17 protein-coding genes are annotated in these 12,857 nt (G+C 63.8%); 8 read left to right on the forward strand and 9 right to left on the reverse strand.

Annotation, left to right across the window (positions count from 1 at the left end):
- Positions 1-495: DUF4175 family protein (locus tag ACXJ7R_RS13170; protein ID WP_457152215.1), on the forward strand; the 495-nt coding region annotated here is incomplete at its 5' end.
- A gap of 55 nt (positions 496-550) precedes the next feature.
- Positions 551-922, forward strand: coding sequence for a glyoxalase superfamily protein (locus ACXJ7R_RS13175; RefSeq protein ID WP_095084877.1), 372 nt, complete (start codon positions 551-553; stop codon positions 920-922).
- Between the two features lie 57 nt (positions 923-979).
- Here ACXJ7R_RS13175 and ACXJ7R_RS13180 read toward each other — a convergent pair whose 3' ends face one another.
- The gene (locus tag ACXJ7R_RS13180) at positions 980-1,843 is read right to left on the reverse strand and encodes a LysR family transcriptional regulator (RefSeq protein ID WP_457152216.1); all 864 of its coding nucleotides are present in this window, start codon (positions 1,841-1,843) and stop codon (positions 980-982) included.
- A gap of 200 nt (positions 1,844-2,043) precedes the next feature.
- Here ACXJ7R_RS13180 and ACXJ7R_RS13185 point away from each other — a divergent pair, with 200 nt between their 5' ends.
- Complete coding sequence (locus ACXJ7R_RS13185) at positions 2,044-2,991, forward strand: DMT family transporter (RefSeq protein WP_457152217.1); 948 nt, start codon at positions 2,044-2,046, stop codon at positions 2,989-2,991.
- Here ACXJ7R_RS13185 and ACXJ7R_RS13190 read toward each other — a convergent pair whose 3' ends face one another.
- The 3 genes from ACXJ7R_RS13190 to ACXJ7R_RS13200 form a co-directional block, all read right to left on the reverse strand.
- A complete protein-coding gene (locus ACXJ7R_RS13190; protein WP_457152228.1) occupies positions 2,992-3,363 on the reverse strand; it encodes a response regulator in 372 nt (123 codons plus the stop codon).
- A 75-nt stretch (positions 3,364-3,438) separates the two neighbouring features.
- Positions 3,439-3,981 (reverse strand): hypoxanthine phosphoribosyltransferase, encoded by a 543-nt coding sequence (gene hpt, locus ACXJ7R_RS13195; protein WP_457152218.1) that lies wholly within the window; start codon positions 3,979-3,981, stop codon positions 3,439-3,441.
- A 23-nt stretch (positions 3,982-4,004) separates the two neighbouring features.
- Positions 4,005-4,649, reverse strand: coding sequence for a hypothetical protein (locus ACXJ7R_RS13200; protein ID WP_457152219.1), 645 nt, complete (start codon positions 4,647-4,649; stop codon positions 4,005-4,007).
- Between the two features lie 192 nt (positions 4,650-4,841).
- On the opposite strand from ACXJ7R_RS13200, the gene ftsE reads away from it, so the two are divergent.
- The 3 genes from ftsE to ACXJ7R_RS13215 all read left to right on the forward strand — a co-directional run bounded on the left by ftsE (position 4,842) and on the right by ACXJ7R_RS13215 (position 7,348).
- Entirely contained in the window at positions 4,842-5,501 is a 660-nt protein-coding gene (gene ftsE, locus ACXJ7R_RS13205; RefSeq protein ID WP_027023302.1) for a cell division ATP-binding protein FtsE, read from the forward strand.
- Positions 5,494-6,489: a cell division protein FtsX gene (locus ACXJ7R_RS13210; RefSeq protein ID WP_457152220.1), complete on the forward strand. Its 996-nt coding sequence runs from the start codon at positions 5,494-5,496 to the stop codon at positions 6,487-6,489. The genes ftsE and ACXJ7R_RS13210 overlap by 8 nt, the downstream gene beginning before the upstream one ends.
- A 133-nt stretch (positions 6,490-6,622) precedes the next feature.
- A complete protein-coding gene (locus tag ACXJ7R_RS13215) occupies positions 6,623-7,348 on the forward strand; it encodes a YdcF family protein (protein WP_457152221.1) in 726 nt (241 codons plus the stop codon).
- Positions 7,349-7,351: 3 nt separating this feature from the next.
- Here ACXJ7R_RS13215 and ACXJ7R_RS13220 read toward each other — a convergent pair whose 3' ends face one another.
- A complete protein-coding gene (locus ACXJ7R_RS13220) occupies positions 7,352-8,002 on the reverse strand; it encodes a pyridoxamine 5'-phosphate oxidase family protein (RefSeq protein ID WP_457152222.1) in 651 nt (216 codons plus the stop codon).
- Positions 8,003-8,026: 24 nt separating this feature from the next.
- A complete protein-coding gene (locus ACXJ7R_RS13225) occupies positions 8,027-8,497 on the reverse strand; it encodes a nuclear transport factor 2 family protein (protein WP_111544521.1) in 471 nt (156 codons plus the stop codon).
- A gap of 121 nt (positions 8,498-8,618) precedes the next feature.
- On the opposite strand from ACXJ7R_RS13225, the gene ACXJ7R_RS13230 reads away from it, so the two are divergent.
- Entirely contained in the window at positions 8,619-9,521 is a 903-nt protein-coding gene (locus ACXJ7R_RS13230; protein WP_457152223.1) for a LysR family transcriptional regulator, read from the forward strand.
- A 115-nt stretch (positions 9,522-9,636) separates the two neighbouring features.
- Positions 9,637-10,425: a lysophospholipid acyltransferase family protein gene (locus ACXJ7R_RS13235; protein ID WP_457152224.1), complete on the forward strand. Its 789-nt coding sequence runs from the start codon at positions 9,637-9,639 to the stop codon at positions 10,423-10,425.
- Between the two features lie 18 nt (positions 10,426-10,443).
- Here ACXJ7R_RS13235 and ACXJ7R_RS13240 read toward each other — a convergent pair whose 3' ends face one another.
- The 3 genes from ACXJ7R_RS13240 to ACXJ7R_RS13250 all read right to left on the reverse strand — a co-directional run bounded on the left by ACXJ7R_RS13240 (position 10,444) and on the right by ACXJ7R_RS13250 (position 12,750).
- Positions 10,444-11,070 (reverse strand): LysE family translocator, encoded by a 627-nt coding sequence (locus ACXJ7R_RS13240; RefSeq protein ID WP_457152225.1) that lies wholly within the window; start codon positions 11,068-11,070, stop codon positions 10,444-10,446.
- An 89-nt stretch (positions 11,071-11,159) separates the two neighbouring features.
- Positions 11,160-12,107: an aldo/keto reductase gene (locus ACXJ7R_RS13245; RefSeq protein ID WP_457152226.1), complete on the reverse strand. Its 948-nt coding sequence runs from the start codon at positions 12,105-12,107 to the stop codon at positions 11,160-11,162.
- Positions 12,108-12,228: 121 nt separating this feature from the next.
- Complete coding sequence (locus ACXJ7R_RS13250; RefSeq protein ID WP_457152227.1) at positions 12,229-12,750, reverse strand: gamma-glutamylcyclotransferase; 522 nt, start codon at positions 12,748-12,750, stop codon at positions 12,229-12,231.
- Positions 12,751-12,857 lie beyond the last annotated feature (107 nt).

The raw sequence follows: 12,857 nt of genomic DNA on the forward strand, positions 1-12,857 counted from the left end.
CAGGAATTCGCCGATGCGCTGAAGCAGCTGCAGCAGGGCCAGGGCCAGCTGAAAAGCGACCTCGAGCAGCTGAAGAAGGGGCTCGAAGGCATGGGCATGGAGCCCAACGAGGGATTTGGCGAGGCCGGCAAATCCATGGGCAATGCCGAACAGGCGCTCGGCGAAGGCGACGGCGATCAGGCGGTCGGCCACCAGGGCCGGGCGCTGGAAGCGCTGCGCAAGGGCGCCAAGGACATGATGAAGCAGATGCAGGCCATGCAGGGCGATCAGGGCGGCAGCGAGGAAGGTGGCCGCCAGCAGAACGCCGACCGTGACCCGCTGGGCCGTCCGCGCGCCAGCCAGGGCCCTGATTTCGGCGATTCGGTGAAAGTGCCCGACGAGATCGACGTGCAGCGCGCCCGCCAGATTCTGGAAGCGATCCGCAAGCGGCTCGGCAATGCGCTCAGCCCCGACATCGAACGCAGCTATCTGGAACGGCTGCTCGAGCTGAAATAGGGATCGCCGCCCCGCTTCCAACCTCACCCGAAGACACTCGAACGGTTGCAACACCATGCCGAAACTTGGCGCCGTCACGCCCATCCTGCGCATCTTCGACATTGCCAAGGCACGTGAGTTCTATGTCGGCTTCCTTGGTTTCGAGGTGCAATGGGAGCATCGCTTCGACGACAACGCGCCGCTCTACATGGCGGTCGGCCGAGACGGCTGCGTGCTGCATCTGAGCGAACATCACGGCGACGGCGCGCCTGGCATTGCCGTGCGCATCAAGGTCGAGGACATCGCGGCACTTCATCGCGAGCTGATCGGAAAAAATTACCGCTTCGCCAGGCCGGGTCTGGAGGAAACGCCGTGGAAATCCCGCGAAATATCGGTCGCCGATCCGTTCGGCAACCGGCTGCATTTCCACGAGGAAGCGGCCGCTTGAGTCTTTGTTTGTGCATGTCGTTATCCCAAGACCGCTGCACAGCTTGGACGACAGGCACTAGATCTGCCTGTTGACGAACGCTTCGCGGATTGCCTCCTGCATGCCGTCGATCGCCTCACCCGAGGCATTCGGGTTGCGGTGCATCACCACATTCGAGGAATCGATGTCGCCGAACCCGTCCGCCGACGTCAGTTCGCGGCAGCCGGCCGGAATGTTGCTGCGCGAGATCGGCGCGATCGCCAGCCCGGAGGTGACGGCGAGCTTTAGGCCGCCAGTCGTGTCACTGGTATAGGCGACGCGATAGGCAAGACCGCGCTGCTCCAGTGATTTGACGGCAAAATCCTTGCACCAGCCGGCCCGGTTGTAGAGCGCGATCGGCACCGGCCGCTCCTCATGCATGTGATGCAGGGTCGATGTCACCCATACGGTCGGATCGTGCATCAGCACTTCGCCGCCGGCAGGATCCTGCCATTCGAAAACCACGCACAGATCGAGTTCGCCGGCGGCGAGCGCCGCCACCTGCGCCCCCGAATGCGCATAGCGCACGGTGACCTCGACCTGGGTGTGGCGCTTCGAAAAGGCGCCGAGCGCGCGCGATAGGATCGCGTGGCCATACTCCTCCGGAATGCCGATGCGCACCGGCCCGCCAAGCGGTGCCGCCGCCATCGATGCCGCCGTCTCGTCGAGCAGCGAGACGATGCGGCGAGCATTGACGATGAGTTCGCCGCCGCGCCGCGTCAACACGACGCCGCGTGAACCGCGCTCGAACAGGATGTCGCCGATCAGGTCCTCGAGCTTCTTCATCTGCATCGACACCGCCGACTGGGTACGGCCTGCCTGCTCCGCCGCCCTGGTGAAATTGCCCGCTTCGGCAATAGCCACGAAGGTGCGCAGAAGGTCGCTGTCGAGGGTCGGTCGCATGAAATCCGCCATAAGGAATTTTGATCACTGATATCATTCCAATTCGTTTGCAACATGTCAAACGCCGAACGATAGTCGCCTCACCCATTGGATATGCGGCTGCGAAATCGGCCGCGGACCAATTCGAAGAGTCCTCACTCATGCCCGCTGCCCGAAACGGTGGCGGGTTCTTTTTCGCTTGCAGGGAGCCCCGAAGGCACATGCAGAACCGGATGGTCCTTGGCATCCTGAGCCTGTGCCTTGGCGTGCTGGTCTTCTCGCTGCAGGACCCGCTCGTCAAAGCCGTGTCGAGCGGCTATCCGGTGACCGAGGTGATGGCGATCCGCTCGATTGTCGCCTTGCCGATCCTGATTGTTCTCGTCCATGTCGATGTCGGCTTGCCAGCGATCCTGTCGAGCCGATTCGGCATGCTGACGATGCGCGCCTTCATCCAGTTCACCTCCTATACGGTGTACTATCTGGCTATCGCCGCCTTGCCGCTGGCCGACGCCGTGGCGCTCTATTTCATGGCGCCGCTGTTCATCATGGTGCTGGCCGGGCCTTATCTTGGCGAGCGCGTCCCCTGGCAGACGCTGGCGACCGTGCTGATCGGGCTGTTCGGCGTCCTCGTGATGCTGCGCCCGGGCGCCGGTCTGTTCGACTGGGCGGCGCTGCTGTCGCTGGGCTYGGCGGCGCTCTACGGCTTTTCGCAGCTGATGGCCCGCAAGATGGGCGATACCGAATCGTCCACCGTCATGGCCTTCTACCAGAACGGCGCCTATCTGGTCGGCGCCGCCGTGGTTGCCGGTACGTTTCACCTGGCCGGCATCACCCACGCCGTCCACCCAAGCCTCGAATTCCTGGTGCGGCCCTGGCGCTCGCCGACATTGCCTGATTTTCTCAAGATGGCGGCCTGCGGTTTCGTCGCCTCCGCCGGCATGGTCCTGCTGTCGCAGGCCTACCGGATGGCACCGGCCAACCGCGTTGCCACCTTCGAATACACCGGCATCCTGTGGTCGCCGCTGTGGGGTTTCCTGTTCTTCGCCGAGGTGCCACGGTCAACGACCGTGATCGGCGCGGCGCTCATCATCGGCGCCGGCCTGCTGGCGCTCAACTTCGAACGCCGCAAGAGTGCTCCGCCCGTGCTCGCTGCAGCCGATCCAGCCTGATCAGGCGAAGCAGATCAGCGCCCGTTCGACGCGGGAGCGGATTTCGGCCAGCGTAAAGGGCTTCTGTACGACATCGAGGATAACGCCGTTCAGCTCCTCGGCGCGCTCGCGCTGGTCGGCATAGCCCGTCATCAGCATGATCATCATCAAGGGGAAGAGCGCTGCCGCCGCAATCGCCATCTCGATGCCGTCCATCTCTGGCATGCGGATGTCGGAGACGACGAGATCATAACCGCCATTTGCGGCTCGGATCAGCGAAAGGCCTTGCGCGCCGTCCGCGGCGATATCGATTGTGTGTCCGGCGCGTTCAAGCGCGCGGGCGGCCAGGGTGCGGACGGACTCATCGTCCTCGACGATCAGAAGCTTTGCCATGGCGGCCATGTTTGGCTGCGAAAAGTTGACTTTTTCTGAAGGCGCAGGAGGCTAACAAGCCTTTTTGAACGTCGCTTACACGTCGCCTTTGACGACACCGACAAACGGCAATTCGCGAAAGGCATGCGCAACGTCCATGCCGTAGCCGACGACGAAATAGTCTGGACAGTCGAAGCCGACATAGTCGGCGTTGAGTGAGGTCTGGCGGCGCATGCGCTTGTCGAGCAGCACGGCGATGGCGCAGCTCTTGGCGCCACGCGACAGCATCAGGTCGCGGGTGAAGCTCAGCGTCTTGCCCGATTCGAGAATGTCGTCGATCAACAGCACGTCACGGCCGGCCACCTCATTGTCGATATCGCGCAGCACCCTCACCTCGCCGCTTGTGGTGCCGGCGCCGTAGCTGGAAATAAAGATGAATTCGACCTCCGGCGACAGCCCGACATCATGCATGGCGCGGATCAGGTCGGCGGCGAASATGAASSWGCCCTTCAGCACCGAAATCACCAGCAAATCGTGATAATCGTGGCCGGCGATCTCCTTGGCGAGTTCAAGATTGCGCCGTGCGATCGCCGATGCCGAAAACWGGACCTCGATGTCCTTGCCGCGTACGTTTGGCATTGGTGGTCTTCCTCGGTGATCGCCTATTGGGCGAAAGTGACCAAAACGGTTCTTACGCCGTTCTTAGGCACGTCGAGCCGGCTGGCAAAGCCGAATCTTTCGCCCGACGCCAGCGAACGACCGGATGTCCCCAACGAATAGCGGGTCGTGCGCCCGTCATTGCCGGTCACCCGGATTTCGAGCGGCGGCAGCGGCGCCGGTTTCGCGCCGTCATTGGCGGCCTCGCCATCGACGAACAGCACGGGGTTCGGCCCGGAGGCGTCGACGCGTGACGTGACGCCTGAAATGCTCAGCGCCGACGCCTGCGCACTGGACAGGAACGGCGCCTGGCGCACCAGCGCATGCCCTCCGGAGACCCAGAAAGCGGCGAACGCGGCGCCAATGCCGGCGATCCAGAAGATCGGCCCGCCGCGCGAAGCCGGTGGCCGCTCCGCCGGGGCCTCGGGCTTGCGCAGCATGTCCATGCCCTCGATGGGCGGCGTGACGATCGCGCGTGGCAGCTGCGAAACGCTTTCCGCGGCGGGGACAAGGCGCGACATCACCACGTAGTCGGCATCGACGATGTCGGCCGCTGGAGCGCGCATGAACCGGTCCGTTGCGGCAATTGCCGCCGGATCGGTCATGATTTCGCCGGAAACCGGGCGCGCGGTTCTATCGTCAGCCATCATGGCCCCAGCATTGCAGCACGTGTTCGCTTTTCGTTTCTTTTGAGTAAACACAAATGGTTAACGCTTCCCCACCGGAGCCCGAGTGAAGAGCCGAAAAAGCCCAAGAATTAACCGCCGGTTAACCATGCCGGCCGATGGTCATTACCCAGAACAGGCTGGCTCGCTGCCGCCGCGAATTTCAGGTCGCCGAAATTGATTCGCTTCGAAAATGTCGGCCTCCGCTATGGCATGGGTCCGGAAATCCTCCGTGACATCTCCCTGCACATTCCGGAGCGCTCCTTCCAGTTCCTGAGCGGGCCTTCGGGTGCCGGCAAGACGACGTTGCTGCGCCTGCTGTTCATGTCGTTGAAGCCGACGCGCGGGCTGATCACCATTTTCGGCAAGGACCGCTCGCGCATCTCGCGCGCCGAACTGCCGCATCTGAGGCGTCGTATCGGTGTGGTGTTCCAGGACTTTCGCTTGCTCGACCATATGACCACCTACGAGAACGTGGCCTTGCCGCTGCGCGTGCGCGGACGCGAGGAGGCGAGCTACCGCACCGATGTCACCGAGCTGTTGAAATGGGTCGGCCTGGGCGAGCGCATGCATGTGCTGCCGCCAGTTCTGTCCGGCGGCGAGAAGCAGCGTGCGGCGATCGCCCGTGCGCTGATCGAGCAGCCGGAGATCCTGCTGGCCGACGAGCCGACCGGCAATGTCGATCCGCCGCTGGCGCGACGCCTGCTGCGGCTGTTCATCGAGCTCAACCGTCTCGGCACCGCCGTGGTGATCGCGACCCATGACCTTGGCCTGATGGAACAGGTCGACGCGCGCCGCATGATCCTGGCCGGCGGAAGGCTGGACATCTATGACTGAGCTGTCCGCCGAACATCTTGAACAGCAGGAGCAGGACGCCGAGGACGCCGAGGCGAGGCCGCGTGCCCAGCGCCGGATGGCGCCGATCGTGCCGGCGCAGAATATCGCCGGCCGGGCACTGGTGCTGGTCATTGCCATCATGACCTTCCTGTCCTGCCTGACCTTCGGCGCGGTGACGCTGGTGCGTGACACCGCCTCGGTCTGGGAGAACCAGATCTCGCGCGAGGCGACGATCCAGATCAAGCCTGTCGACGGCCTAGACATGGAGGCCGCCCTTGTGGAGGCCTCGCAAATGGCCAGCGAGTTTCCCGGCGTGAAGGCGACCCGGATCATCGATCGCGACGCGACCGCGAGGCTCCTGGAGCCGTGGCTGGGCTCCGGCCTCAACATCGACGAGCTGCCGGTGCCGCGCCTGATCATCGTCACCATCGACGAGAGCAGCCCGCCCGATTTCGCCGCCATGCGCGCCGCGATCACGCCGAAATTGCCAAGCGCATCGCTCGACGATCACCGCACCTGGGTCGACCGGCTGGTGGCCATGGCCCGCACCACGGTGACCATCGGCATCGCCGTGCTGGCGCTGATGCTGTCGGCGACCGTGCTGACCGTGGTGTTCGCGACGCGCGGCGCCATGGCGGGCAATGGCCACATCATCGAGGTTCTGCATTTTGTCGGCGCCGAGGCGAGCTTCATCGCGCGTGAATTCCGCCGGCATTTCCTGGTTACCGGCATGAAGGGTGCCGCCGCCGGCGGAGCCGCGGCTGTGCTCGTGTTCATCGTCTTTTCCTGGTGGTCGTCGCGCAACATGGCGACGCCGCAGGCCGACCAGGCGACCGCGCTGTTCGGCAATTTCGCCATCGGCTCGGCAGGCTATCTCGGCGTCTTTCTCATGGTGCTGGTGATCGGCGCACTGACGGCGGCAACCTCGCACGCCACCGTCGTCGCCTATCTCAGCGACATCGAGGTTCGCCAGCCGGATGCCGGCTAATTCACGTCACTTGGGAGCAGAAACCATTCCAGGACAATGACATCGATAGAAACAGGATGATCACGGATGGAGAATTGGCGTAACGCAAAGTGCGTCTTTCTACTACCCAAAGCCACATTTGGGGATTAACCATATGGCGATGGACGCGCGGCAAACGACCGGGACGGCTGGGCAGATGCCAGTGGTGGTTGCCCATTCGCGCGACCACGGCAAGGTCAGCCGCCTAAAAGCTGCTCTGCGCCTGTCCGCGCTTTCCCTGCTCATCCTCGCAACTCTGTTTGCCGGCGGCTTTGGCTGGTTCGCCAACAAGGTCAGCCACCTGACGACGCCCGCCAATCCGGCCAAGGCCGACGCGATCATCGTTTTGACCGGCGGCCAGTCCCGCCTTGACGCCGCCATGGATCTGCTGGCGTCGGGCAAGGGCGAGCGGCTGCTGATCAGCGGCGTGCATCCTTCCGCCAGCCGCCGCCAGCTGCAGGCGGCGATCGGTGGCGACAAGCGCTTGTTCTCCTGCTGCGTCGACATCGACCGCGCCGCGCTGGACACGATCGGCAATGCCGAGGAGAGTGCAAAATGGGTGGAGAGCCATGCCTATGGCACGGTGATCCTGGTCACCAACAACTATCATATGCCGCGCAGCCTGCTGGAAATGGGCCGGCTGCTGCATGGCGCCAAGCTCGAACCGTATCCGGTGGTCAACACCAACCTCGACAATGGCAGCTGGCTGACCAAGCCCCGCGCATTGCGCGTGCTGTTCACCGAATACAATAAGTATCTGCTGGCGCTGGCGCGCGGCATCGTGCCGATGAAGCCGACGCCGGACGGTATCGCGCTGGCCGAGACCGCGGCCGGCGGCTGAACCTCATTCCTCGGCTGTGGCACCTGCCCCGGCCGCAGCGCCTGAAATCCCCTTGAGACGCGCTATCTCCTGTTCGAGGCCCTCGATACGCTTGTCCCGTTCGCCAAGCGCCGCTGCCACGTCAGCCGCCTCGAACCGCTGCGGGATGTGTTGCGGGCAATTGGAGTCCCAGGCCGAGACCGTGAACAGGATGACCTGCTCGGGACGCGCCTTGTAGTCCTGCGGCATCAACCTCGCCATCAGCTCGGCATCGTTCTCGACGACGCGGGCCGTGCCCCAGATCTTGATGCGCTGCCGGTGGGCATAATCGATCAGGAACAGGAAGGCCTGCGGATTGTCGGCCAGGTTGCCCTGCGTGATGAACTGCCTGTTGCCGGCAAAATCCGCAAAGCCGATCGTGTGTTGATCCAGCACCTTGAGAAACCCGGCGGGTCCACCGCGATGCTGGATGTAGGGCTGGCCATCGCCATTGGCCGTCGACAGGAAGACGCTGGTCTGCATCTCGATGAAGGCGGCAAGGTCGGGCGTGATATCGGCCTGCCAGCCGCCACGCTCCTCGACGCGGGCATAGGACTGGCGTGAGCCCTTGCGGGCCTGGATCGCCTTGACGGTCCGCGTGAAGGCGACGTCGCTGGTGAAAGCATGAGCATTCATGAAAGCCTCCTTGCCCGGGCGACCCTAGAGCCCAAGCTCCGATAATGACGGGTGGTCGTCCGGGCGCCGGCCGAGCGGCCAGTGATATTTGCGATCGGCCGCGCCGATCGGCAGGTCGTTGATGCTGGCGATGCGCAGGCGCATCAGCCCGTGTTCGTCGAATTCCCAGTTCTCGTTGCCGTAGCTGCGGAACCATGAGCCGCTGTCGTCGTGCCATTCATAGGCGAAGCGCACGGCGATGCGGTTGCCGTGGAAGGCCCAGACCTCCTTGATCAGCCGGTAGTCGAGTTCGCGGCTCCATTTGCGCGTCAGGAACGCCTGGATGGCATCGCGGCCTTGCAGGAATTCGGCGCGATTGCGCCAGCGGCTATCCGTCGTGTAGGCAAGCGCCACTCGGGCCGGATCGCGTGAATTCCAGGCATCCTCGGCCATGCGCGCCTTCTGCGCGGCGGTCTCGGCTGTGAACGGCGGCAGCGGCGGCCGGCTTTCGGACATGATGACTCCTTGCTCGTTGAGGCCATGCTATAGGCAGGCCAGCAATGGGATATAAAGCCTTCCATCCTTCAAATGCAGATGACATATTCGCAATCCGTCCTTCCATTTTCTGGAAGAAGCTATGGATCGTCTCGAAGCCATGTCGCTCTTTGTCGCTGCGGTGGAGGCCGGCAGCCTTTCCGCCGCGGCCCGCCGTTTCGGCGTTCCGCTGGCGACGGTCAGCCGCAAGGTTTCCGATCTCGAACGACATCTGAACACACGCCTGTTGAACCGCTCGACGCGCCGGCTGACGCCGACCGACGCCGGCCAGGCCTATCTTGCCGCCTGCCGCCGCATCCTCGACGATGTCGGTGAGGCCGAACGCACGGCGGCCGGCGAATACAGCGCTCCGACCGGCGAACTGGCCATCACCGCGCCGGTCGTCTTTGGCCGCCTGCACGTGCTGCCGGTCGTCACCGGTTTTCTCGCGGCCTATCCCGACGTGAACATTCGCCTGACGCTAGCCGACCGTATAACCCAGCTGGTTGAGGACCATTTCGATCTCGCCATTCGCATCGGCCAGTTGCCTGATTCGAGCCTGGTCGCCATTGCTGTCGGCTCGATCCGCCGCGTCGCTTGTGCGAGCCCGGCCTATCTGGCCGAGCATGGCACGCCGATGACCCCACAGGATCTGGAAACACACAGTTGCATCACCCTCGAGGGACTTGCTTCCGCCGCCACCTGGAGCTTCGCCCAGGGCAGGACGGAAGTCCCGGTTCAGGTCCGCTCGCGGCTTCAGGTCAACACCGCCGAGGCGGCCATCGACGCCGCGATTGCCGGCATCGGGGTGACAAAAGTGCTTTCCTACCAGATCGAAGCCGCACTGCGGTCAGGCGCGCTGCGCATCCTGCTGCAGGAGTTCGAGCCTGAACCATGGCCGGTAAGCCTGGTACATGCCGGCCACGGCCTGCTGCCGGTCAAGCTGCGCGCCTTTCTCGATTTCGCTGCCCCGCGTCTGAAGGAGCGGCTGGCGCGATTGACGTAGCTGAAACGGGCCGCCCGACCATCGTTCTCCTTCGCTCGTCAGAGCGGCTCGCGGCCATTTCCTTTTTCGCCGCGCTTGGTGTAACCAACGCACACCTCTCACCGGGCCTCCCTCCATGCTGTATGTCCGATCGCTGGCGTTCAATTTCGTCTTCTACGTCAATCTGATCGTCCAGATGATCCTCTGGACCCCCTATTATTTCCTGTCGCCCCGGCACCGCGCCTGGTTCGTGCCGAAATTCTGGTCACGCACGTGCATGTGGCTCTATGACAAGATTGCCGGGACCAAGAGCGACATCACCGGCCTGGAAAACCTGCCCGAGGGTTCCTTCATCCTGGCGCCCAAGCATCAATCGTTCTGGGACGCGATCGCCTTCTTCCCGTTCCTCCAGGATCCGCTCTACATCCTCAAGCGCGAACTGACCTGGATCCCGTTCTTCGGCTGGTACATCATGAAGATGCGCATGATCCCGGTCGACCGCGGCAGCCGCTCGAAAGCGTTGAAGGCGGTGGTCGCCGCCACCAGGCAGGAAATGGCGCGCAACCCACGCCAGCTGATCATCTATCCCGAGGGGACGCGCCGCGCGCCGGGCGACGAGCCGGCCTACAAATATGGCATCGTCGAAATCTATTCGCAGCTTGGCGTTCCGGTGGTGCCGGTCGCCCATGTCGCCGGTCTCTACTGGCCGCGCCGCAAATTCCTGCGCTTCCCCGGCACGATCAAGGCGCGGTTCCTGCCGCCGATTCCGCCGGGCTTGGGCAAGGACGAATTCATGGCCCGGCTGATCGGTGAAACCGAGGCTGCCTGTGACCAGCTTCTCATCGAGGCATCCCGCACGCCCAACCCGCCGGCATTGCCGTCAACCGCGGTGAAGCGGTTGCGGGAACTCGGCGCGAAAGTCTGAAAAGCTCCGAGCCGACACTCAGCCGAACACGGCCAGCGCGGTGGTCAACACCAGCGTCGTGGCAAAGATCAGATTGATGATCCGCGAAGCGGCCGGCCTGCGGAGGAAGCGGGCGAAAGACGCCCCTGCAACGAGCCACAAAGCGTGGATGGCAACGATCATCAGCGCGAGGACGGTCAGCTTGAGCCATATGCCGATATCGCCGGCGCCTTGGCTCGACGACGCGCCGGCGAACACGGCGGCGATCGCCACATAGGCTTTTGGGTTGGCGACAGCCAGCAGAAACCCGGCCAGCCATGTTGGGCGCGAAGCCTCGGCCGCGCGCGCTACCAATGGTGGAGCCGTGGCGATCTTGAACGCGAGATAGAGGATATAGGCGCCGGACGCGAAAGCCAGCAGCGGCCCCAGCTTCGGCATCGACGTGAGCACCGCCATGACCCCGGTAGCTACCACCAGCAGCACTGCAATCGTGCCCAGGACGATCCCCCAGGCGTACCGCAATGAATCACGCAAGCCGAAGGCAGCGCCGACGGCGGTGACGCTTATCGTTGCCGGCCCTGGGCTGCCCATGACGACGGTGGCGGCAAGCACCAGCGCGACCAACTGGCGCCAAAGATCCGGTTGCGAAAGAAGCGGCTCAGTCATCTCACCCTCTGCCTTGCCCCGTGCGAAGGACGTATGGCAAGACAGGTGCGTGGTCTTGGACGTTCGTGCGTGCGGCGCCGCCGGAAGTTTCAGCCGCTTGCCTTGTCGAGCTCGGCCATGTCGTCGGCGGTCAATTTCAGCGACGCGGCCTTGATCAGGCTCTCCATCTGCTCAGGCCTGGTGGCGCTGGCGATCGGCGCGGTGACGCCTGGCCGTGCGATAACCCAGGAAAGCGCCACTTCCGCCTGCTTGGCCGAATGCCTGGCCGACACCGCATCGAGTGCCGCGAGAATGCGCGTGCCGCGCGCGTTGAGGTAGTCTTTCACCCCGCCGCCACGCGGGCTTTGGCCAAGATCGGCCTCACTGCGGTATTTGCCGCTGAGGAAGCCCTTGGCCAGGCTGAAATAGGTGATGACGCCGATGTCCTCGGCCACGCACAGATCGCGCAACGGCCCGTCGAAGGAGGAGCGATCGTAGAGATTGTATTCCGGCTGCAGCACCTCGTAGCGCGGCAGGCTGCGCAGGCTCGCCACATCGAGTGCCGCGCGTAACTGGCCGGCGTCGAGGTTCGAGCAGCCGGCATAGCGGATCTTGCCCTTGGCGAGCAGCCTCTCGTAGGCGCCAAGGGTTTCCTCATAGGGTGTGGTCGGATCCGGCCAGTGCGACAGATAGAGGTCGATGACGTCCGTCTGCAGCCGCTTCAGCGACGCGTCGACGGCCTTTTCGATATAGGCCGCGGACAAGTCCTTGTGGCCCTGCCCCATATCCGAGCCAACCTTGGTGACCACCACGACGTGATCGCGATTGCCACGGTCCTTCATCCACTTGCCGATGATGGTTTCCGATTCGCCGCCCTTGTGGCCTGGCACCCAGCGCGAATAGGCGTCCGCCGTGTCGATGGCGTTGAGACCGGCCCCGACGAAGCGGTCTAGCAGATCGAACGAGGTTTTCTCGTCGGCGGTCCAGCCAAAGACATTGCCGCCCAGAACCAGCGGCGCGATGGAAAGGTCGGTGCGACCAAGGCGGCGTTTCTGCAAGGCGTATCTCCGGGATGATTGGGGGCCAGTGAATGCAGCCCTGGCTGAGGTTCGGGACCTAACCTAGGTCTTCCCTTATCGAGGTCAAAGGCCTGGCGGCCTTTTCCGCAGAGCCAGCGCTTCACAAAGGTGCTACCCGGCGCGCGACATCCTCCAGCCAGTGGTCGCTTATGCCCAGCGCCTCAAGGTGTTCCAGCGTGCTGATCACATAGTCCTCATTGTTGCCGGACTGGCCGACCGCGCCGCGCACCACGGCCGCTGCATGCGCCGCGTCGAGCGCGCCGGCATATTGCTCATGCTGGCGGTCGACGATGTAGGCTACGGCTTCGACCGTCCGGCCGCCGTCAAGGCGAATCTTGAGCGTCCGTTCGAGATAGACGTTGGTGACCAGCTCGCGCTCGCGCAGATAGGCGATGACCTCGTCGCGCAATTCGCCGGGCACGCGGAACGCCAAACCGACGCAGGAGCCACCACGGTCGAGACCGAGCACCAGCCCCGGCCGCTGACGCGTGCCGCGATGCACGAAGGAATAGACGCACAGCGAGCGCCGGTAGCCGTGCAGGCGGGCGCGCTGCGTTTCGACATGCGCGAAACCCGGCCGCCAGATCAGCGACCCATAGCCAAACACCCAAAAATCGCCCATATCGCCGCGCCTGATTGTAAAAGAATGGCAGCACCACACCGGAATCGGTGTTTTTTCCGTCCGCCTCTGTCTACCTGTTGTTGTCGGAATCGCGAGTCCGCCTACAA

The sequence above is a fragment of the Mesorhizobium sp. P5_C1 genome (genome assembly GCF_054049815.1).

Excerpts from the sequence above, each read along its gene's own strand:
- ACXJ7R_RS13175 (WP_095084877.1), top strand. The coding sequence starts at position 551 with ATGCCGAAACTTGGCGCCGTCACGCCCATCCTGCGCATCTTCGACATT.
- ACXJ7R_RS13180 (WP_457152216.1), bottom strand. The coding sequence starts at position 1,843 with ATGCGACCGACCCTCGACAGCGACCTTCTGCGCACCTTCGTGGCTATT.
- ACXJ7R_RS13190 (WP_457152228.1), bottom strand. The coding sequence starts at position 3,363 with ATGGCAAAGCTTCTGATCGTCGAGGACGATGAGTCCGTCCGCACCCTG.
- ACXJ7R_RS13200 (WP_457152219.1), bottom strand. The coding sequence starts at position 4,649 with ATGATGGCTGACGATAGAACCGCGCGCCCGGTTTCCGGCGAAATCATG.
- ACXJ7R_RS13210 (WP_457152220.1), top strand. The coding sequence starts at position 5,494 with ATGACTGAGCTGTCCGCCGAACATCTTGAACAGCAGGAGCAGGACGCC.
- ACXJ7R_RS13215 (WP_457152221.1), top strand. The coding sequence starts at position 6,623 with ATGGCGATGGACGCGCGGCAAACGACCGGGACGGCTGGGCAGATGCCA.
- ACXJ7R_RS13220 (WP_457152222.1), bottom strand. The coding sequence starts at position 8,002 with ATGAATGCTCATGCTTTCACCAGCGACGTCGCCTTCACGCGGACCGTC.
- ACXJ7R_RS13225 (WP_111544521.1), bottom strand. The coding sequence starts at position 8,497 with ATGTCCGAAAGCCGGCCGCCGCTGCCGCCGTTCACAGCCGAGACCGCC.
- ACXJ7R_RS13230 (WP_457152223.1), top strand. The coding sequence starts at position 8,619 with ATGGATCGTCTCGAAGCCATGTCGCTCTTTGTCGCTGCGGTGGAGGCC.
- ACXJ7R_RS13235 (WP_457152224.1), top strand. The coding sequence starts at position 9,637 with ATGCTGTATGTCCGATCGCTGGCGTTCAATTTCGTCTTCTACGTCAAT.
- ACXJ7R_RS13240 (WP_457152225.1), bottom strand. The coding sequence starts at position 11,070 with ATGACTGAGCCGCTTCTTTCGCAACCGGATCTTTGGCGCCAGTTGGTC.
- ACXJ7R_RS13250 (WP_457152227.1), bottom strand. The coding sequence starts at position 12,750 with ATGGGCGATTTTTGGGTGTTTGGCTATGGGTCGCTGATCTGGCGGCCG.